The organism is Bacillus sp. EKM206B (assembly GCF_011066015.1).
GTDB lineage: Bacteria > Bacillota > Bacilli > Bacillales > Bacillaceae > Bacillus > Bacillus velezensis.
This window is the reverse complement of sequence record NZ_JAAMNL010000008.1, coordinates 40,892-60,395: the sequence shown is the minus strand read 5'-3', so window position 1 is coordinate 60,395 and position 19,504 is coordinate 40,892. Positions and strand designations below refer to the sequence as shown.

Annotated in this window: 17 protein-coding genes, 3 pseudogenes and 1 other annotated feature; of the genes and pseudogenes, 7 read left to right on the top strand and 13 right to left on the bottom strand. The window is 47.6% G+C overall.

The genetic code is table 11. The features are described from left to right. Both G9F50_RS15090 and G9F50_RS15085 read right to left on the bottom strand, forming a co-directional pair. Positions 1-1,752 carry an alkaline phosphatase D family protein gene (locus G9F50_RS15090; RefSeq protein ID WP_033575133.1) on the bottom strand — a complete coding sequence of 584 codons (1,752 nt, stop codon included), beginning with the start codon at positions 1,750-1,752 and terminating at the stop codon, positions 1-3. A 263-nt stretch (positions 1,753-2,015) separates the two neighbouring features. Next, positions 2,016-2,444 (bottom strand): cell wall hydrolase, encoded by a 429-nt coding sequence (locus G9F50_RS15085; protein ID WP_003156683.1) that lies wholly within the window; start codon positions 2,442-2,444, stop codon positions 2,016-2,018. Positions 2,445-2,597: 153 nt separating this feature from the next. Here G9F50_RS15085 and G9F50_RS15080 point away from each other — a divergent pair, with 153 nt between their 5' ends. Next, positions 2,598-2,981, top strand: a complete 384-nt coding sequence (locus G9F50_RS15080) for a DUF2512 family protein (RefSeq protein ID WP_003156684.1) — start codon at positions 2,598-2,600, stop codon at positions 2,979-2,981. Positions 2,982-3,044: 63 nt separating this feature from the next. Here G9F50_RS15080 and G9F50_RS15075 read toward each other — a convergent pair whose 3' ends face one another. From G9F50_RS15075 to G9F50_RS15060, 4 genes and pseudogenes are all read right to left on the bottom strand, one after another. Beyond that, a complete protein-coding gene (locus G9F50_RS15075) occupies positions 3,045-3,383 on the bottom strand; it encodes a thioredoxin family protein (protein WP_007409022.1) in 339 nt (112 codons plus the stop codon). 176 nt (positions 3,384-3,559) lie between these two features. Further along, complete coding sequence (locus tag G9F50_RS15070; protein WP_007609195.1) at positions 3,560-3,949, bottom strand: DoxX family protein; 390 nt, start codon at positions 3,947-3,949, stop codon at positions 3,560-3,562. Between the two features lie 129 nt (positions 3,950-4,078). Next, positions 4,079-5,017 (bottom strand): annotated as a pseudogene (locus G9F50_RS15065) (ring-cleaving dioxygenase). A gap of 24 nt (positions 5,018-5,041) precedes the next feature. After that, complete coding sequence (locus tag G9F50_RS15060; protein WP_060563017.1) at positions 5,042-5,662, bottom strand: nitroreductase family protein; 621 nt, start codon at positions 5,660-5,662, stop codon at positions 5,042-5,044. Positions 5,663-6,090: 428 nt separating this feature from the next. Between G9F50_RS15060 and G9F50_RS15055 the strand changes: the two genes are divergently transcribed. After that, positions 6,091-6,984: a cation diffusion facilitator family transporter gene (locus tag G9F50_RS15055; protein ID WP_060563016.1), complete on the top strand. Its 894-nt coding sequence runs from the start codon at positions 6,091-6,093 to the stop codon at positions 6,982-6,984. A 145-nt stretch (positions 6,985-7,129) separates the two neighbouring features. On the opposite strand, the pseudogene G9F50_RS15050 reads toward G9F50_RS15055, so the two are convergent. The 5 genes and pseudogenes from G9F50_RS15050 to glnK all read right to left on the bottom strand — a co-directional run. Continuing rightward, positions 7,130-7,324, bottom strand: a pseudogene (locus tag G9F50_RS15050) (transposase); the annotation flags it as partial. Positions 7,325-7,439: 115 nt separating this feature from the next. Next, positions 7,440-7,604 carry a tryptophan RNA-binding attenuator protein inhibitory protein gene (locus tag G9F50_RS15045; RefSeq protein WP_007409016.1) on the bottom strand — a complete coding sequence of 55 codons (165 nt, stop codon included), beginning with the start codon at positions 7,602-7,604 and terminating at the stop codon, positions 7,440-7,442. 87 nt (positions 7,605-7,691) lie between these two features. Next, positions 7,692-7,942, bottom strand: a binding site (T-box leader). 48 nt (positions 7,943-7,990) lie between these two features. Continuing rightward, positions 7,991-8,225: pseudogene (locus tag G9F50_RS15040) on the bottom strand (hypothetical protein); the annotation flags it as partial. Between the two features lie 6 nt (positions 8,226-8,231). Then, positions 8,232-9,179, bottom strand: coding sequence for a glutamine utilization two-component system response regulator GlnL (glnL, locus tag G9F50_RS15035; RefSeq protein ID WP_060563014.1), 948 nt, complete (start codon positions 9,177-9,179; stop codon positions 8,232-8,234). Between the two features lies 1 nt (position 9,180). Beyond that, on the bottom strand, positions 9,181-10,473 hold the full coding sequence (glnK, locus tag G9F50_RS15030) for a two-component system sensor histidine kinase GlnK (protein ID WP_052827007.1): 1,293 nt from the start codon (positions 10,471-10,473) through the stop codon (positions 9,181-9,183). Between the two features lie 243 nt (positions 10,474-10,716). Here glnK and G9F50_RS15025 point away from each other — a divergent pair, with 243 nt between their 5' ends. From G9F50_RS15025 to G9F50_RS15010, 4 genes are all read left to right on the top strand, one after another. Continuing rightward, the gene (locus G9F50_RS15025; RefSeq protein WP_007409011.1) at positions 10,717-11,700 is read left to right on the top strand and encodes a glutaminase; all 984 of its coding nucleotides are present in this window, start codon (positions 10,717-10,719) and stop codon (positions 11,698-11,700) included. A 24-nt stretch (positions 11,701-11,724) separates the two neighbouring features. Further along, positions 11,725-13,161, top strand: coding sequence for an alanine/glycine:cation symporter family protein (locus G9F50_RS15020; protein ID WP_060563013.1), 1,437 nt, complete (start codon positions 11,725-11,727; stop codon positions 13,159-13,161). Between the two features lie 115 nt (positions 13,162-13,276). Further along, positions 13,277-14,224: a homocysteine S-methyltransferase gene (gene mmuM / locus G9F50_RS15015; RefSeq protein WP_015239082.1), complete on the top strand. Its 948-nt coding sequence runs from the start codon at positions 13,277-13,279 to the stop codon at positions 14,222-14,224. Positions 14,225-14,337: 113 nt separating this feature from the next. Next, positions 14,338-15,741 (top strand): amino acid permease, encoded by a 1,404-nt coding sequence (locus G9F50_RS15010; protein ID WP_162262651.1) that lies wholly within the window; start codon positions 14,338-14,340, stop codon positions 15,739-15,741. Positions 15,742-15,781: 40 nt separating this feature from the next. Here G9F50_RS15010 and G9F50_RS15005 read toward each other — a convergent pair whose 3' ends face one another. After that, on the bottom strand, positions 15,782-16,849 hold the full coding sequence (locus tag G9F50_RS15005; protein ID WP_060563011.1) for a branched-chain amino acid aminotransferase: 1,068 nt from the start codon (positions 16,847-16,849) through the stop codon (positions 15,782-15,784). A 369-nt stretch (positions 16,850-17,218) separates the two neighbouring features. Here G9F50_RS15005 and gltP point away from each other — a divergent pair, with 369 nt between their 5' ends. Beyond that, positions 17,219-18,469: a glutamate-aspartate/proton symporter GltP gene (gene gltP, locus G9F50_RS15000; RefSeq protein ID WP_014304261.1), complete on the top strand. Its 1,251-nt coding sequence runs from the start codon at positions 17,219-17,221 to the stop codon at positions 18,467-18,469. 36 nt (positions 18,470-18,505) lie between these two features. Here gltP and trhO read toward each other — a convergent pair whose 3' ends face one another. Then, a complete protein-coding gene (gene trhO, locus G9F50_RS14995; RefSeq protein ID WP_025853808.1) occupies positions 18,506-19,474 on the bottom strand; it encodes an oxygen-dependent tRNA uridine(34) hydroxylase TrhO in 969 nt (322 codons plus the stop codon). Positions 19,475-19,504: the final 30 nt, after the last annotated feature.

The window sequence follows — 19,504 nt, the reverse complement described above, 5'->3', positions numbered from 1 at the left end:
TTATTGTGAGATTTTGGCCCGTTTCTTTCTCATTTGCTTTTCATGCGCATTGTTATGGGCGAAGAAACGATCCTCTTCCACCTCATTTGACTGCTTTACACCGCCTGCAACCGCAGCTTGAGAGACCTTCCGAATCCCCGTCTGGTCTTTCTGATAAATGAATGAAGCCCGCGTGGATACCTCAGCCCCCGGCTCCGTCACGTACGGCACCACTCTGTAATCCGCTCTCCATTGGGCAGGGGTCACCGTACAGCGGACATAGCCGCGGTAATCGTTGAAAAACTTAATATGCGGGTTTTGTTTTAAGATCTGATCCGTATCGGCCCGTTTATCCGCTCCGTTTCCTCCAGATGTAATGGAAGTTCCGACGAATTCGGCTCCGAAAATCTTTGAATTCGTTTGATTAAAATCGGTATGCAGGTTTGACGCCCAGCTTGCGTGAACATCACCCGTCAGCACGATGACATTGTTCAGGTTTTTGCTTTTTATAAAATTGATGACCCGCTCCCGCTGAGCCGGGTAGCCGTCCCATGAATCCATGCTGTATATCGGATTGGCGGTTGTTCCGAAATTCCATTGCGCGAAAAAGATTTGCTGCGCCAGCACATTCCACTTCGCTTTTGAGGCGGCTAAATTTCCGAAGAGCCATTGCTCCTGTTCTGTCCCCATCAATGTACGCTTCGGATCTCTCCACTCATCAGAAGGCGGCTTATTCCCGTCGCCGTTGGCCTGATCATCTCTGTACTGTCTTGTATCAAGCACATTGAACGATGCTAAATTGCCATAAGAAAATTGCCTGTACAGCCGCATATCAGGACCGTTCGGCAATGACATGCGCCTGAGCGGCATGTGTTCATAATAAGCCTGATAAGCTGCGGCCCTCCTGAGCACAAACGCTTCAACGGATTGGCCTTTTTCAGGGATAATATTGGCATAATTGTTTTCCACCTCATGATCGTCCCACGTCACGACCCACGGAAATGCGGCGTGGGCGGCTTTCAGATTGGCATCAGAGCGGTATTGGGCATGACGGTTGCGGTAATCTGACAGTGTATACACTTCAGCGCTGCTGTGCGTCCTGACATTTCCCGTTTTTGACACATATTCGTTCGGTCCGTATTCATAAATGTAATCTCCGAGATGGAACACGAGATCAAGCTTTTCCTTCGCCATATGTTTATACGCTGTATAATAGCCGTGTTCATACTGCTGGCATGAGGCAAATGCAAATGTCATGGCGGATACGTCAGCACCGGGAGCGGGCAGCGTTTTCGTCCGGCCGACGGGACTGAGCTCATGCCCGCTTTTAAACCGGTAATAGTACACTTTATTGGGCTTGAGCCCGTCCGCCTCGACATGGACGGAGTGTCCGAGATTCGGCTTGGCCATTTCCGTTCCGCGTTTGACGATGTGACGAAAATGTTCATCAGCGGCGATTTCCCATTTTACCGGCACGGCCTGCTTCGGCATGCCGCCCCCATTCAGCGGGTCAGGGGCAAGACGCGTCCAGAGAATGACGCTGTCAGACAGCGGGTCGCCGGAGGCTACGCCGAGGGTGAACGGATAGTTTGAAAATTTCGGAGCGGCATTCACTTCAAACGCGCCGATGGATTGCGCGATCGCTAACCCGAGGGAAAGACCGGCGATTTTCCCGGCGCCCTGTATAAATGCGCGGCGGTCAAACGTATTGTTCTGAAAGCTTTTGTTCTCCAATTCCTTGATCCATTCATCTAAACGGCCGTCATGTGTCATGTCAGTTCCCCTTTCGTCTCATTGATCGCCCTTATTATAAAAAAGAAATGTTAAACCGCTATGAAGAAGTGTGAAGGGTTTGTAAGGCTGAAAAATGGACGGCGGGAGACATTTTTCACATTGTTTCGACAAACCTTGCCCCGCCGGGAGAAAACCCCCTCTGTTTGTTTTTGGCTTGTCATCCGTCAAGCGCACTTTTTTCCTATTTTTCTTCACAAAAAATTAAAAAAACACCGTTCATTCTCAGAACGGTGCGCCCGGGATTAAAATGTATTGTACACGTTTTCGCACGTCTCACCTGTCGGCTGATAGAAGCAGTGGGATCTGAATCTGGCGACAAACGGCTGGCCATACCAAGTCTGCGGGCAGTTGCCCGGAGGCTTAAAATACCACAGGCTGAATTTAGCCGGCCAAAACCGTTCTCCGTTAATGTTCCTGCGGGCAAGCCTCCGCTCGGATTCACGCGGTCTCTGGTAAAAGTATCCGTGAGTCACCGCTTCAAACGCGTGCGGCTGAAACACCATCTGCCTGATGGTGCGCAGGCCTTTAAAATCAGAACAATTCGCCCGCACCCTATTGATTCCCACATTGCCGACCAAAAGCATTCCCTGCTTCCCTTCGCCTTCCGCTTCCGCCCTGAGCAGCCTTGCCATTAGATCGACATCGGCGCTCGACGCTTTTACGACTGCCATCATGACACCTCCCGTATTTTCTCCTTTCATCATATTCAGCAGCGGCCCAGTGATGACAGCCAAAAGCCAGAAAACAAATGTTCACGAAAAAAGGGTTTATATTTCACGTTATGAGGAAACATACTAACATGATTTCCATAAGGAGGAATTCGCATGGAACACATTAAAGCGCTTGCCATTAAAGGCATTATGACCATCATTATTCTGTATCTGATACTCGGCTTAGGTTTTCGCTTTACATTCGGCGACGTGCTGCTGATGACCATTGTGCTGGGAGCCGTTTCCTACTTTACGGGTGACCTGTACGTGCTTCCGAGATGGAATAATATCACGGCGGCGTCCGCTGATTTCGGAATCGCGTTTCTTGTTGTCTGGCTGATGGGAATGCCGCTGTCCATGGGCATTTCCGGAGGAAGACTGGCGTTTGCCGCTCTTATTTCCGCCGTCATCATCGCCGTCGGAGAATATTTTTTCCATATCTATCTGATGAGAAAAGACTTGGGCGGGTCCCGTTTTTTAGAACCCCGGTCCGAATAACGTAAAAAAGGCCGGATAAAAGCCCCTTTAAAGGGGGCTTTTTATTTGTAAAGCATAAACGCTTTATACATCTTGATATAACTGATAAACCCTTTTCAGCCTTTCTTCGAGCTGTTCAAAATGAACAAAGCGGGCTTCTCTCAGAAACTCAGTCCCATCAATGAACAAAAGAAGCACGGGAACAGTGAAGACTGAAAATCTGCCGGCCACCTCTTCTACCTCGTCAGCATTGATATGCCCCAATTTGATATTCGGAAACTGATCCAATACTTTTCTGAGCTGCGGCAGAACAGCGTGACATACTGTACAGGCGGGTCTTGAAATGTAGATAAAACTGAATTGATGCTGTTTAATAAAATTCTCGATAGAATCTAATGAATGTAATTCTGCCATCTCTTTCAACAAAACCCTCCTCCAATCGGCTCGTCTTTCATGACCAAGCTCATCAATCGCGTACTTCCACTATACACATTTATATTGAACATATCCGCTTTTTTGCTATTCAGAGCACCTGAACGTTGTGCTTGAAAATAAAAGAACAGTTACCGCTTTTCAGTAACTGTTCTTAGATACTTATATTAAAAATGCAAAGCGTACGCCCCTGAACCGATGAGTGCAACTCCGATGGAGACTGCAATCAGCACCAAGTTATATTCAAAACCGCCGGCACCGTTGGCAAATCCTTTCGCTCCATGGACTTTTACGATGGCACCTAACATAATAATCGTTATAATAGCAGCTCCGAGCGGGAGGAAAACACCTAAAATAAATAGAATTCCGCTTGCGAGTTCCCCGAGACCTGATAAAGCGGCCGCGGCATTGCCTGGTTTAACTCCAATTGACTCGAACCATTGTCCGGTTCCTTTAATTCCGTATCCGCCAAACCAGCCGAATAATTTTTGTGATCCATAAAACAGAAACACCACACCAATCATGATTCGAATAAGTAATAGTCCTGCATCTTCCATTTTTATCTCTCCTTATTTTTCATATTATATGATGTCTGCAAGGCAGCTGTTTACCAACAGTCGCTTCCAGCAAACATCTGTTAAATGTATGTCTCTTTCTTTTTCTTCATGCGTCAGCAGTCATTAAGACTAATCTAGTTCCCTTACTTCAAACGGCAGCAGCCCTTGTTCAATTTGTGCCCGATGCGGTTCATACTGCTCAGGGAGCATCAATTTTCCGCCCATTGTTTCTTGTGACTCATCATGGGCAAAGCCCGGCGGATCAGTTGCGATTTCAAATAAGATTTCCCCATGTTCTCTGAAGTAAACCGCATTAAAATAGTTTCTATCCTGAACAGGAGTCACACCATATCCGTGCACAGCAATGAATCTTTGCCAATCTAATTGATCTTCGTCATCCTGAGCCCGCCAAGCGATGTGATGCACTGTGCCGACACCCATTTGTCCGCGGCCGATCGGCGTTAATTTAAGATCAATCACATTCCCGATATCACCGGCAGAACGATAACGAACAAAGTCTCCTTCCTTGCCGACTCGCTCAAGCCCCATGATGTTTTCCAGCAGTTCACCTGTTTTTTCAGGCTGTGCTGATAACAGGGTCGTACCGCCAAAGCCTTTAATGGCAACATCCGGGGTTACGTCTCCGAACGTCCACGTATTGGCTTCTCCTTCTTCTCTTTCCACGATTTCCAAGTGCAGACCGTGCGGGTCATCAAATTCTATATATTGTTCTCCAAAACGCTCGATTTTTGTGTATGGAATGTTGAACTTTTAAAGTCTCTTTTCCCAAATTTCCATGGCACCCTTCGGCACGGCGTAAGATGTCACGCCAACCTGTCCGTCTCCAATGATGCCTTGGCGGGCGCCCGCCCATGGAAAGAATGTGATGATTGTTCCCGGCTTCCCGCCTTCATCCCCAAAATAAAGGTGATACGTACCCGGATCATCAAAATTGACCGTTTGCTTGACCAATCGCAGCCCCAGCACTCCAGCGTAGAAATCAGCATTCTCTTGAGGGTGACCGACAATTGCTGTAATATGATGGATGCCCATCGTTTTTTTCGCCATTTTTATTTGCTCCTTTACAAATAGTTAAATATACTCCACAAACTCATTCACAGGCTTTCGGTAGCCGCGCGGCCTTCTGCTTTCTATTTTTTCTTTCCCGATTGTAATCATCATGACGACCTCAAATTGATCATCTATATTCAAAATCTGTTTCACGGCTTCAGCATCAAACCCTATCATCGGACAGGTGTCCCATCCTTTTTCCTTAGCACTCAGCATAAACATCATCGCAGAAAGTGAAGCATTTCTTATCGCCTCATCTCTCTTAAATGGTTCTCCTCTGTTTTCATAAAACGAAACGGTGTCTTGAACCATGTGATCATACTCTTGTTTATTTAATACCCCCAGCATCTTCAATCCTTCATAGATGTCAGCCGCTTGCTGATATGCCTGCTTATTCCCTAAAACCAAAAGAACAGCTGATGAGCTAAACACTTTATATTGTCCGTTTGCGGCCTGCTTCAGCTTTTCTTTTACATCCGGGTCAAGAACCGTCACATATTTTGTGTGCTGCAAATTAAAAGCTGATGGAGCCAACGCAACCAATTCAAACATTTCATTGAGCTCATCTCTTGTGATTGGATGATCTGGAAGAAAATTGCTTGCAGATCTTCTTTCATTCACTAGCTGTACAAATTCAGCCATTTCCCTCGTACCCCCTTTATCTCGAATTCGAGATATTATAGTATAAAAAACCAAATAACATATGATCAAAAAACGAAACGTTCTCTTCACTGATCTTTTCGTGATTCAAACGATCAGCAGGTTCTTATCCTGCACTCTAACTAAATTATCTTGAATTAAAAAATCTTGAATTCGAGATAATAATAAAAGATAAATACTCAAATGTCAACAGTTCATTTTTAAATTCAGCGCCATTTTGTCTGTGTACTGTTTAGCTCTGCTCCAACTTTTTTTCTGTCACCTTATTTATTAGTAAACAGGAAACAACCTTGCTATAGACCCACTCGAAGCTGAATTGGTACGATAAGCAAAGTGATTACACAAGAAAGGATACGGAGAGCGAATCAAAAGCGCCTCTATTTTTTTGTGCAGTTTTATAGGAGGAAAAAATGACAAGTGAAAGAGAACAAATAAGCAAAAAAGTTGCTTTGATTGCATTGATAGCCAATCTGATCTTAATGGCAGGAAAGATCTTTTTTGGACTGATAGGCGATAGTGAAGCAGTTTTTGCCGACGGTATACATTCTGCAGCGGATGTCGTGGCTTCAATTGCTGTCCTGGCCGTCATCGGCATTTCTAATAAGCCGCCCGATCAAGACCATCCTTTCGGGCATGGCAAAGCTGAGGTCATCAGCGAAGCGATTGTAGGAATCATATTAATGCTCGTTTCCGTGTATATTCTGATAGAAGCGATTTCGTCCTTTGTTGAAGGTCCAAGCATCCCGCAATACAGCGCATTGTTTGCGGCTCTGATATCCTACGTGGCTAAGCAGATCTTATATCGTTATTCGATCAAACAAGGGGAAAAATGGAACAGTAAAGCGATTATAGCGATTGCATACGATCATAAAGGCGATATCGTTGCCTCTCTTGCCGCTTTTATCGGCGTCCTATTGGCGATTATCGGGAACACACGCGGATGGTCCTATCTGTTGTACGCCGATGCAATTGCCAGTGTCATCGTGGCTTACCTCATTTTTAAGATTTCAATGGGATTAATCAGGCCGTCTGTTGACGTTCTCATGGAAAAAAGTGTTGATCCCGAACTGATAGAGGAATATAAAGCCGTTATTTTGCACTGCCCTCAAGTCAAACGGCTCGATAAAATCCGAGCAAGAGAACACGGCCACTATAAATTGCTTGATGTCCGCTTATCTTTGGATCATGATTTGACGATTAAGCAGGGACACGATATTGCCCGCGAAATCCGAAATGAAATCCAAAGACACTTTTCAGATGTTGAAGAAGTGCTCATCCACGTGAATCCTTATTTTGAAGAATGAAAAAGCAGCTTGTAGAGAAAACGATGTTTTTTCTACAAGCTTTTTTGTTTTGTGCTGTTTCTTTACATATTCATTTGATTTCAGGTGCAGAAAAAGCACTCCCGCATGCCTAGCTTTGCTTGGCTGGGTATGTGGCAATCTTCAACATCATTTTGAATAAGATCAGCGGATCAAGTGAGGGGCGGTCTTTATTTTCGCTGCAGTAAGGTGTGACCTTTTCAACGATGAAAGAGAAGTCTATGTATTTATCAATTTTTCGAAGAAGGTGATCCTCTTCGACGAGTTGGTCAAACAGAACGAATTCGGCTCTGTTTTGAGAAAAATTTCTTGTGTGGAACATGAGAAAGAAACCGTTTTTTTCAGTCTTTCTTTTATTTTATGACAAGGGAAAAATAAAGGCTGTCGAGATTTTCTCGACAGCATGAAGGCCGGATAACGGCCTTTTTCGTTTGATTTCACTGATCAATATGCTTTCTGATAAAATGCAGCAGCGTGTTTCCTTGAGCGGTCAATATGACGCCCTTCGCGCCGCACTTCGGACAGGGCGTCCCTTCTTTCTCCTCGCCGGTTCCTTCACAATGCGGACACGTGAGCTCAAGATCGTCGGTTGCGATCACCATGAATATCCCTCCTTTTTTGATTGTCTGTCCGTCTCCAGTCACTTTCCATGGCCATCACCTCCTTAACAATACAAAAAACCCCGTCCATCAAAGGACGAGGTTTTCGCGGTGCCACCTTTATTAACGGCTGAAGAGCCATTCGCTCAAAAAGTACAGAAACACACGGTTTCAATACTCCTTTCTTGATAACGGGGAAAGAATCCCGGCACCGCCTACTGTCATTTCAGCACAGCAATTCAGAAGCCCATTCGGCACCGGACGGGGATCGGTTCACAGCGGCCACCGACTCTCTGAACCCCGCGCGCTGATGCGTACTTACTCTTCCTCAGCATTGTTCATCCGTTCTTTTATTTTAAAATGTATCATACGCTGTCATCCGGCGGAAGTCAATAACCTTTTGGATCGGTCAGGCCGAGCATGTCCCGCGCCATTTGCATATGCTCCTCTTGCCCCGTCTGAAGCGCAAACTTCGCCGTTTCCACAGGGTAAGCGGCCTGCCATTCTGTCACATGCTGATTTTCGTTTACAAAAATATGCGGAGGGTGCAAGCCATGGATCAGCGCGGAAAAAATCAAGCCAGTACGAGCTGTCATTTATCCACGTTTGCCATCTTTTCCAAAGCCCAGCTTACCGGCTGCCTCCGCTGACAAATTTTGATCCTTCGCGTAAATCTTTCGCCTCCAAAAAGAAGACGTGAATGAATTTTTTCATATTCACTTTAACCGGAGAAAGCGGCACGGTTTCCTTAGCCTGCATTTCTTTCATTCTCTTGCTGACAGCGGGGAAATCAAAGAATTTCGAGGCGTAATATTCAAATTTGGGGTTTGAAAAATCAGTTGTGCCCAATGAAGCGAAATGGTTTAACGAATGAATGACGGCCCTTCTGATCCGCTGTTCCGAGGCTTTGATTTCTCTGTTAACCTCGGCTTGTGCCGCCGCAGGCCCCAGCTTCCGGATGGCGACGTTTGTAAACATCTGCTTTAAAGACGGGATGTTTCTTTCCGCCTGTTCATCCTCAAATAAATAGTGAAGGACGGTCATGAGGTCATGCGCCCCGCTTTCTCCCACGATGCCTAATTCCGATAAAAGAAATTTTCCTGTTTCTTTGATTGATTTCTCGTGCATCCCCCCCGGCCCGCTTTTTTTCGGCTCATTCCGCTGAATAAGACGGCTTAACGAGTGTTGGATATCGCCGATCGAGGTTTCCAGTTCAATCCGCTCTTTTACTTTTCGCAAAACGGTGACGATCTCGATTTTGTTGATCGGTTTGTGGATAAAGTATTCGATGCCGAGAGAATAAGCTTCTCCCACCATTTCCTTTGCCTCCACCTGCGATATCATCACCGCTTTTCCGTTGTACGATCCCTGAAGATGCCGGATCGTCTCAATCCCGTCCCGACCCGGCATCAGCAGATCAATTAATAAAATATCGACTTGTTTAAAATGGAGATAATGCCCTTCAATCTGGCTTCCGTCCTCAGCCTCACCGACGACTTCGCCTAAGTCCTCGTCCTCGATCATCTGTTTTAAAATGGAACGGATCGCCCGGTCATCATCAGCTATAAAAAAACGCATATTATGAGTTCATCCTTTCTGCAATCAAATGCTTCACCGGCAGTTTAATCGTAAATATGACGCCTTTTGGCTTGTTATGAAAGGAAATGTCTCCGTCAAGTTCAGTTACAATTTCCTTCACGTAAGTAAGCCCGATGCCCGTTGAAGGTGTGCCGAATTCATCGTATTTGGATGTAAACCCGGGATCATAAACGACCTCTCCTATTTTTTCCGGAATGCCGGGGCCGTCATCTTCCGCCTGAAATTCAGCCTTTTCTCCTTCCGTCCTGCGCAGCGCGAGGCGGATCTCACCCCTGTCTCCCATGGCTTCGACGGCATTGGCGGTCAGGTTATTTAAGATCGACAGGACGGTAAAGACGTGATAATCGGGATGTTCTCCTTCAATCACGCTCCGGAATTGAATGTCCTTGCCTAAAGATTCGGCGTATTTTTCATTGATTCGGATGACGATGCCGACCAGAGCGGCGGCATTCATGTAATCCCGGAATCTCTCATTGGAAATCAGCTTCGACAAACCGGCGAATATTCGCTGATTGTCTTTTTTCACTTCATGAATTTCTCCCGCAAGGCGCAGCATTCGGCTCCCGAGCTCCCGGTCGTTCCCGCTCATTTCCCGATATAGCTGATAGGATTCTTTCGTCACATGCTCCGTCGTTTTCAGCGTTTTTTTCAAATGAATCGTTTCTTCATATAAGTTGGACACAATCATCAGCATGTGCTCATGCTGCTTTCTCGTTTGTTTTTCCCTGACCTGAGATTCGTGCAGCTTCATCACGTTGAAAAAACTCAGCACAATAAATGTGTGAGAAACAGCGATAACCGCAATATCCGCCAGCTTGTCCGGCATCATAATCTGCCGGCCGCCGGAAAACTGAACCGTCATTTCAACGGCATCGGACGCAATTTCAATGAGAAAACCGAGAAACCCGATCATCAGCGGCCGATCCCAAAAAAGCCTGACCTTCAGCACATAAAACAAGCAGGCATATGTAAAGTAAAAAAAGAAACTGGGATATTGGCTGAAAAAAGCCTCCGTAAAGCCGGCATGCTCTCCTCCCCAGCACTCCAGGCCGATCCGGAATGCCACAACGGCTGCACCTGTCAACAGCCCTGACAATACTGCCGGCACATGCCGAAGCAGCAGCAGAAAAAAGAAAAAAGCCGGGGCGCCGAAGCTGATCCGATATACCTCATTCAGGGGGTAAAATTTCAGTTCCCCCGCCAGCGGCACGGTGATCAGCATAAGGGCGAAAAGATAGCCGTCTTTTTTCAGTAAATAGTCGAGCCTGATCATAATCACTTCCTTCTTCTGTCTATTTTGAACAAGACCGATACAGTCCGCAAATTTCTTTAGACCCGAATGGCGGGACGCTCCGGCTGATTTATAAATCTATCGGCTTATTTTAAGAATGATTTTGTCGTATTTTGTATGATTCTGTAGATGTCATTATACATTAACATGGAACACGCTATTTTTGAAAACGTTTTCCAAGACCGGTTTCCGCTTCGGACAGGCTTGCAATAGAGGAGGAATGTTATGAAAGATATGGTCAGAGAGCGCCTTGAAAAAGAGGAACTGGCTTCACTTTTACAAGATTGGGTCGAGCATTACCGACCGTTTTCCGTCAATGGAAAAAGCGCAAATTATATACCCGCCCTCGGAGAAATCAACGACTCTCAGCTGGGCATTTGCATATTAGAGCCGGATGGCTCAATGATTCATGCCGGTGAATGGAATGTCCCGTTCACATTGCAGAGCATCTCAAAAGTCATCAGCTTTATTGCCGCCTGCATGAACAGAGGCATTTCTTACGTGCTGGATCGTGTGGACGTGGAACCGACGGGTGATGCGTTTAATTCTATCATCCGGCTTGAAATCCATAAACCCGGGAAGCCCTTCAACCCGATGATCAATGCCGGCGCCATTACCGTCGCCTCGCTGCTTCCGGGTGAAACGGCGCATGATAAATTAGAATATCTCTTTTCCGTTTTTGAAAAATTAATAGGAAAACGCCCTCACATTCACGAGGAGGTCTTCCGTTCTGAATGGCAGACCGCGCATCGGAACAGAGCGCTCGCCTACTATTTAAAAGAAACGAACTTTCTCGAGGCGGATGTGGAAGAAACGCTTGAAGTGTATTTAAAGCAGTGCGCCATGGAGGGTACAACCGAGGACATCGCTTTAATCGGATTGATACTTGCGCATGACGGATACCATCCGATCCGACGGGAACAGGTCATTCCGAAAGATGTCGCGAAACTCGCCAAAGCCCTGATGCTGACGTGCGGAATGTACAATGCGTCAGGCAAATATGCGGCTTTCGTCGGCGTCCCGGCCAAAAGCGGGGTATCCGGCGGCATTATGGCATTGGTTCCCCCAAGCGCCAGAAGAGAACAGCCTTTTCATAACGGCTGCGGCATCGGCATTTACGGTCCGGCCATTGATGAATACGGCAACAGCCTGACCGGCGGCATGCTGCTGAAACATATCGCACAGGAGTGGGAGCTCAGTATTTTTTAATCAAACGAACCAAGAGGTGATTGGATGCAGGAATTCCTTGAAAATGTAATCGGCTCGACAAATGATTTTTTATGGTCAAAACTGTTAATCGTACTGCTTCTTTCTCTGGGACTGTTTTTTACGTTCAGATCAAAGGGTCTGCAAGTCCGCATGCTGAAGGAAATGATCCGGGTTTTGAAGGAAGGCGCGGCCGCCCGGACAAAAAACAGCATTTCCCCGTTTCAGGCATTTTGCATCAGTATGGCGGCGCGTGTCGGAACCGGGAATATTACCGGAATCGCCATTGCGATCTCACTCGGCGGTCCGGGCGCTATTTTCTGGATGTGGATTATCGCAGTCATCGGTTCGGCTTCAAGCTTTGTTGAAAGCACGCTGGCCCAAATTTATAAAGTAAAAGATCAAAACGGATTCCGCGGGGGCCCGGCCTATTACATGGAAAAGGGCCTGAAGAAACGCTGGATGGGCGCGCTGTTCGCCGTATTAATCACACTGTCATTCGGGGTTGTTTTTAATTCCGTTCAATCCAATACGATCAGCGTCGCCTTTCAAAACGCATTCGGCACCAGCCGGCTTACATTGGGCATTATTTTAATCGTGGTTTTCGGCGGCGTGATTTTCGGCGGCGTCAAACGAATTGCGAAAATGGCGGAATACATCGTAGTCGTCTTGGCCGTTTTATATATCGGTGTCGCTTTCTTTGTCATTCTGACGAACATCACCCAATTGCCCGGCGTTCTGTCGCTAATCGTAAAAAATGCGTTCGGCATTGATCAGGCAGCGGGCGGCGCTTTAGGTGCGGCCTTGATGCAAGGTGTAAGACGCGGGATTTTCTCAAATGAAGCGGGTATGGGAAGCGCTCCGAACGCGGCGGCGACAGCTACAACGAGCCACCCGGTGAAACAGGGGCTCATTCAGGCATTCGGCGTCCTGACGGATACACTCGTCATTTGTACAAGCACGGCGCTTATCATTTTATTTTCAGACGCGTATCACCAGCCGGGACTGAGCGGCATCGCGCTTTCTCAGGCCGCCTTGAGCGATCATGTCGGCGCATGGGCGTCAGGTTTCCTTGCCGTCTTAATGCTTTTGTTCGGCTTCAGCGCTCTGATGGGCAACTATTATTACGGAGAAACCAATATCGGATTTTTAAGCCAGAACAAAAAATGGCTGTTCATTTACCGCATCTGCGTGCTCGGAATGGTACTGTTCGGCTGTATTTCCAAAGTCCAGCTTGTGTGGGATATGGCTGACTTGTTCATGGGCTTAATGGTGGTCGTGAACTTAATCGCGATTTTCCTTCTGTCGAAAAAAGCGTTTGCCGCTTTGAGCGATTATGCCCGGCAAAAGAAAGCCGGAAAGGACCCTGTCTTTTACAGAGATGTGCTCCCTGATGATGACGGGATCGACTGCTGGGAGTATTCAGACATCGCGAAAAGTGCGAAAGGCAAACACATTTCCTAAACAAAAGGTGTTCGGGCAGCGTCCTGAACACCTTTTTTCTGCCGGTTCATTGACAAAGAGAATAGCGTCCATTACCCTTTTTATATATTTTCAGTAAAGTCAGAAAGGAAGGCCTATGAATCCCATTACACAAATATTAAATGAATACCCGGTTATGATCATAGACGGCGCGATGGCAACCGAGCTTGAGCGGATGGGCTGTGATTTACATGACGATCTGTGGTCGGCCAAAATTCTTTTGGAGAGGCCAGAACTGATCAAACAGGTGCATGCAGAATATTTTGCCGCCGGCGCTGATTGCGCGATCACCGCCAGTTATCAATCGACAATTGAAGGATTTGCAGCGCGCGGCATCCCGGAAACCGATGCGATACGTCTCATTCAGACATCTGTTGAACTTGCCGCACAAGCACGCGATGAATTTTGGGCGCATGAAGAAAACCGTTTACACCGGCCCAAACCTTTGGTCGCCGCTTCTATCGGACCTTACGGCGCGAGCCTCGCTGACGGCTCTGAATATCGCGGGCATTACGGACTGACGGAGGATGAGCTGATCAGCTTTCACCGCCCCCGGATGAAAGCCCTCATAGAATCCGGCGCCGATCTTTTGGCCTGTGAGACCATTCCGTGCCTGTCAGAAGCAAAAGCGATCACAAGGCTGCTGGAGGAATTCCCCGGCACTTATGCATGGATCAGCTTCAGCGCCAAAGACGGACGGCATATCAGCGAAGGCACGCCAATTTCCGAATGCGCGGCCCTGCTTGACTCCTGCAGCCAAATCGCAGCGATCGGCATCAACTGCACACCGATTGAACATATTCCGCCGCTGATAGAAGAAATCAAACGGTCAGCATCCAAACCGATTATCGCCTATCCGAACTCCGGCGAACAATATGACCCAGTGACAAAAACCTGGAAAGGCGCAGCGTGCGAAAACCATTTCGGAAAAAGCGCGCAAGGCTGGTACGAAAACGGCGTGAGCCTGATCGGCGGCTGCTGCCGGACGAAACCTGCGGACATTCAGGCCATTGCCGATTGGGCCAAGACCTTAAAAACAACTTGACTAATCGGAATAGTTTGTATATTCTATTCAAAAAGCCGGTTCGCCGGAATCTCGTGCCGTTCGCCGGCATGAGATTTTTTATTAGAACGGCCCTCGCAGAAAGTTGGAAAACAATGAACAACAAGAACGAGACGAATTTTCAGAGAAGTATGAAAAGCAGACACCTCTTTATGCTGTCACTCGGAGGTGTGATCGGAACGGGGCTGTTTTTAAGCTCTGGATATACCATTCATCAGGCGGGTCCGGCTGGCACCATTTTCGCTTACCTTTTGGGCGCGGGCATCGTCTATCTTGTCATGCTTTGCCTTGGTGAACTGTCAGTGGCCATGCCGGTGACGGGCGCATTCCACACCTATGCGAAGACCTATATCGGGCCCGCGACGGGCTTTACGGTCGCATGGCTGTACTGGCTGACGTGGGCGGTGGCGCTGGGCTCTGAATTCACGGCGGCCGGGCTTTTCATGCAGCGTTGGTTCCCGCATACTTCAGTTTGGATGTGGAGTGCGGTATTCGCTCTTTTCATCTTTTTATTAAACGCCTTCTCCGTGAAATTTTTTGCTGAATCAGAGTTTTGGTTCTCAAGCATTAAAGTCTTAGCCATCTTACTGTTTATTTTATTGGGCGGAGCGGCGATGTTCGGCATCGTCCCGATGAAAAGCGGTGAGGCCGCACCTATGCTGTCGAACTTTACGGATGGCGGCAACCTTTTTCCAAATGGCTTTTTCCCGATACTGATGACGATGCTTTCAGTAAACTTTGCTTTTTCAGGGACGGAATTGATCGGAATCGCCGCAGGGGAAAGCGCCGATCCGGAAAAAACCGTTCCGCGCGCCATTAAGACCACAGTCTGGCGGCTGGCGCTTTTCTTTATCGGAACGATTTTTGTGCTGTCAGGGATGATCTCCATCAAGGAAGCCGGTGTGATTGAAAGCCCGTTCGTCACGGTATTTGACAGAGTCGGCGTGCCTTATGCGGCCGATCTGATGAATTTCGTCATTTTAACGGCGCTTCTGTCTGCGGCCAATTCAGGGCTGTACGCGTCATCACGCATGCTGTGGTCCCTGTCTAAAGAAGGGGAGCTTCATCCCGCCTTTGCCAGGCTGACCTCTAAAGGCATTCCTTTTAACGCTCTGATCTTCAGTATGATCGGCGGCATTCTGTCGTTGTTGTCAAGCGTATTTGCAGCGGATACAGTCTATCTTGTTCTCGTCTCCGTCTCAGGATTTGCGGTAGTGGCTGTGTGGATGAGCATCGCCGCATCGCAATTTTTGTTCCGAAGACGGTTTCTTACAGAAGGGCACCAGCTTTCAGACTTGAAATACAGGACGCCGGGATATCCGGCCGTACCGATAGCGGCCTTTCTCCTATGCCTCGCCTCCTGTATCGGCATCGCTTTTGATCCGAACCAGGCCATCGCCCTTTATTGCGGAATTGCATTTATGGCCGTTTGCTACACCGCTTATTACTTGAAAAACCGGAAAAGCAGAGCCCGCGTGCAATCCGTAAAATCCCAATAACCAAAAAAAGAACCCTGCAGCGCAAGGGTTCTTTTTTCATTTATACTTCAACCACCCATCTGAACGAATCCCGCACCTTCCCGACTTGGATGCCGGCAATCGTTTCATAGAGCCTTTCTGACACTTCACCGATCAAACCGTTATTCAGTTCAATCGTTTCTCCGTGAATGTGCAGCGCGCCGACCGGCGAGATGACGGCCGCGGTTCCCGTACCGAATACCTCTGACACCTCGCCTCTCATCGCAGCCTCATAGATGTCATCAATGGCGACCTGTTCTTCCCTGACACGGATGCCCCAGCTTTTTAACAGCTCTATCACAGATGCGCGTGTGATGCCCCCGAGAATGCTTCCGTTTAACGCCGGCGTTACGGCCTCTCCGTTTATGATGAAAAAGATATTCATACTCCCTACCTCTTCGGCATATTTCTTTTCCACCCCGTCGAGCCAAAGCACCTGATCATACCCCAGTTCTTCGGCTTTCCGCTGAGCCTGTAAGCTGGCCGCATAATTTCCGGACGTTTTGACGTCGCCCACTCCGCCGGTGACGGCACGCACATACTCATCCTCCACATAAATCCGGATCGGTTTCAGCTGATCGCCGTAATACGAACCGACAGGCGTCAGAACAACCATGAACTTGTAACGCTTTGACGGCCGGACGCCTAAAGAAGGCTCAGTCGCAATTACAAACGGACGGATATATAAAGAGGTTCCTTTTTCTATCGGTATCCATTCCTGCTCCAGCTCCACCAATTGTATCAATGCCTCCAGCGCCAGCTTCTCGTCAAGAGGCGGCATGCTCATCCGCCGTAACGATTTATTCAGCCGTTTTATATTTTGGTCAGGACGGAACATCAATACCCGGCCGTCTTCTGACCTGTAAGCCTTCAGCCCTTCAAATACGGCCTGCCCGTAATGGAAAACCGATGCGGACGGATCAAGATGGACCGGTTCATAAGGGGTGATTCTCGGATCATGCCACCCTCTCTCCTCATCGTAATCCATAACAAACATATAATCTGTGAAGTACTTGCCAAATCCCAATGAAGCGGAATCCGGTTTTTCTTTTCTTGCTGTGACCTTACGTCTTTCAATCAGTTGATTCAACAAAAGCACACCTTTCTTATAATTGTTCAAATTTTCAGTCTTTTATAAGCTGCCTGTTTTCTCTGCCTGAATCGTGTATGCACAGATATATGAGGATGCAGTTGACCGTATCATATCAAATATACCACTTATAAGAGGATAATTATCAAAATTTTTGATATTTTCAAGCGAAAATCTAACTTTATTTTATTCTGCTTGTTTTTTTTCAATGAGGACTTTCTGTCATATTAAATGATTGCGCTTACATAATGTAAAGCAATCCTTTCTTTCGCACAGTCAATCATGTGACAAATTTATGGCGGATAGGAAGGTGGTTGCCGCCTGCTTCACGAATTACGTATGAAATGCGCAAGTAAAAGGGGGATTCGCTTGAAAAAATTTATCGCATTCCAGATTTTGATCGCTTTAGCCATCGGAGCATTGATCGGCCACTTCTTCCCGGATTTCGGGATGGCGCTGCGGCCCGTCGGAGACGGATTTATCCGCCTGATTAAAATGATTGTCGTGCCGATCGTGTTTTCGACCATTGTTATCGGAGCCGCCGGCAGCGGCAGTATGAAAAAGATGGGCAGTCTCGGCATCAAAACGATTATTTGGTTTGAAGTGATTACGACGCTTGTTCTGGCGCTCGGTCTGTTATTGGCGAACGTGCTGAAGCCGGGAGTCGGCCTTAACCTCTCTCATCTTGCTAAAAAAGATATTCACGAGCTTTCCGGCTATACGGAAAAAGTAGTCGACCTGAAACAAATGCTTCTTGATATTATCCCCGTTAACATCATTGACGTTATGGCGAAAAATGATCTTCTCGCCGTCATTTTTTTCGCGATCCTATTCGGTGTTGCCGCAGCCGGCATCGGCAAAGCCTCCGCACCTGTCATGAGTTTCTTTGAATCCACGGCAAATATTATGTTCAAGCTGACGCAGATGGTGATGGTCACCGCTCCGATCGGCGTTCTCGCCCTGATGGCCGCCTCAGTCGGACAATTCGGAATCGCGCTTTTGCTCCCGATGCTGAAGCTGATCGGCACTGTGTTCCTCGGGCTGTTCCTGATACTTTTCGTTCTGTTTCCGATCGTGGGGCTTATCTTTAAAATCAAGTACTTTGAAGTGCTGAAAATGATTTGGGATCTGTTTTTGATCGCTTTCTCCACGACAAGCACAGAAACCATTCTGCCTCAGCTGATGGATCGGATGGAGAAATACGGCTGTCCGAAGCGGGTCGTCTCCTTTGTGGTTCCGTCAGGTTTATCGCTGAACTGTGACGGTTCCAGCCTCTATTTATCGGTGTCCTGTATTTTCCTGGCGCAGGCGTTTCATGTGGAGATGCCGCTTTCTCAGCAGCTTCTGATGATGCTTGTGCTCGTCATGACAAGCAAAGGCATTGCCGCCGTCCCGTCAGGCTCACTCGTCGTGCTTCTGGCGACAGCGAATGCCGTCGGTCTCCCTGCGGAAGGCGTCGCCATCATTGCCGGTGTCGACCGCGTCATGGACATGGCGCGAACCGGTGTCAACGTGCCCGGCCATGCGGTCGCCTGCATCGTCGTATCCAAATGGGAAAAAGCTTTCACATATAAAGGACCCGTCACGGCAGACCAGACCGCACGGACAGAAAGTATGTAAACACAAAAAAGACCACCTCATTGGTGGTCTTTTCTATTAATCAATCGCCGCATGATCCTCTTTTTCAATCAAAGCAAGGCGTTCATTGATTTCTTCCTGAGTCATTTCGTGCTCTTTCACATACATGTTGCGTTCGTTCGTACGGCATTCGTGACTGCAGCTGCGCATGTATTTGTATTCATTCTCAGGTGTGCAGATCATTTTTTTATTACATGCCGGATTTGCGCAGTTCACATAACGCTCGCACGGCTCGCCCGTGAAATAATCTTTTCCGATGATAACGTGCTCTACGCGGTTGACCGGTACGCTGATTCTTTCGTCAAACACATAGCACTGTCCGTCCCACAGCTGCCCTTGCACTTCAGGATCTTTACCGTAAGTGACGATACCGCCGTCAAGCTGGGACACGTCTTCAAAGCCCTGCTTCAGCAGCCAGCCGGAAAATTTCTCACAGCGTACGCCGCCTGTGCAGTACGTGAGGATTTTTTTGCCTTCAAGCATGTCTTTGTGTTCTTCAATCCAGTCCGGCAGCTCACGGAACGCCTCAATATCAGGTCTGACCGCTCCGCGGAAATGACCGAGGTCATACTCATAGTCGTTTCTGGCGTCGATCACGATCGTGTCAGGATCCTGCATTTGCTCATAAAAGTCTTTCGGTTTCAAATGCTTGCCCGTCGTGACATTCGGATCAACATCATCTTCGAGACGAAGCGTCACCAGCTCTTTTTTATGGCGCACAAACATTTTGCGGAATGCATGGCCGTCAGCCTCGTCAATTTTGATCGGCATGTCGGCAAAACGCGGATCAGCTTTCAGCGCATTCATGTATTGATCCGTCTGTTCAACTGTTCCGGACACCGTGCCGTTAATGCCTTCCTCAGAAATCAAAATACGGCCTAACAGACCGAGCTCCTTACAAAACTTCAAATGCTGAGCCGTGAACTCTTCAGGCTCATCAATCTTTACATATTTATAATAAAGTAAAACTCTATATTGTTTTTCCATGATTTATACACCCTGTTCAATTATATTAAT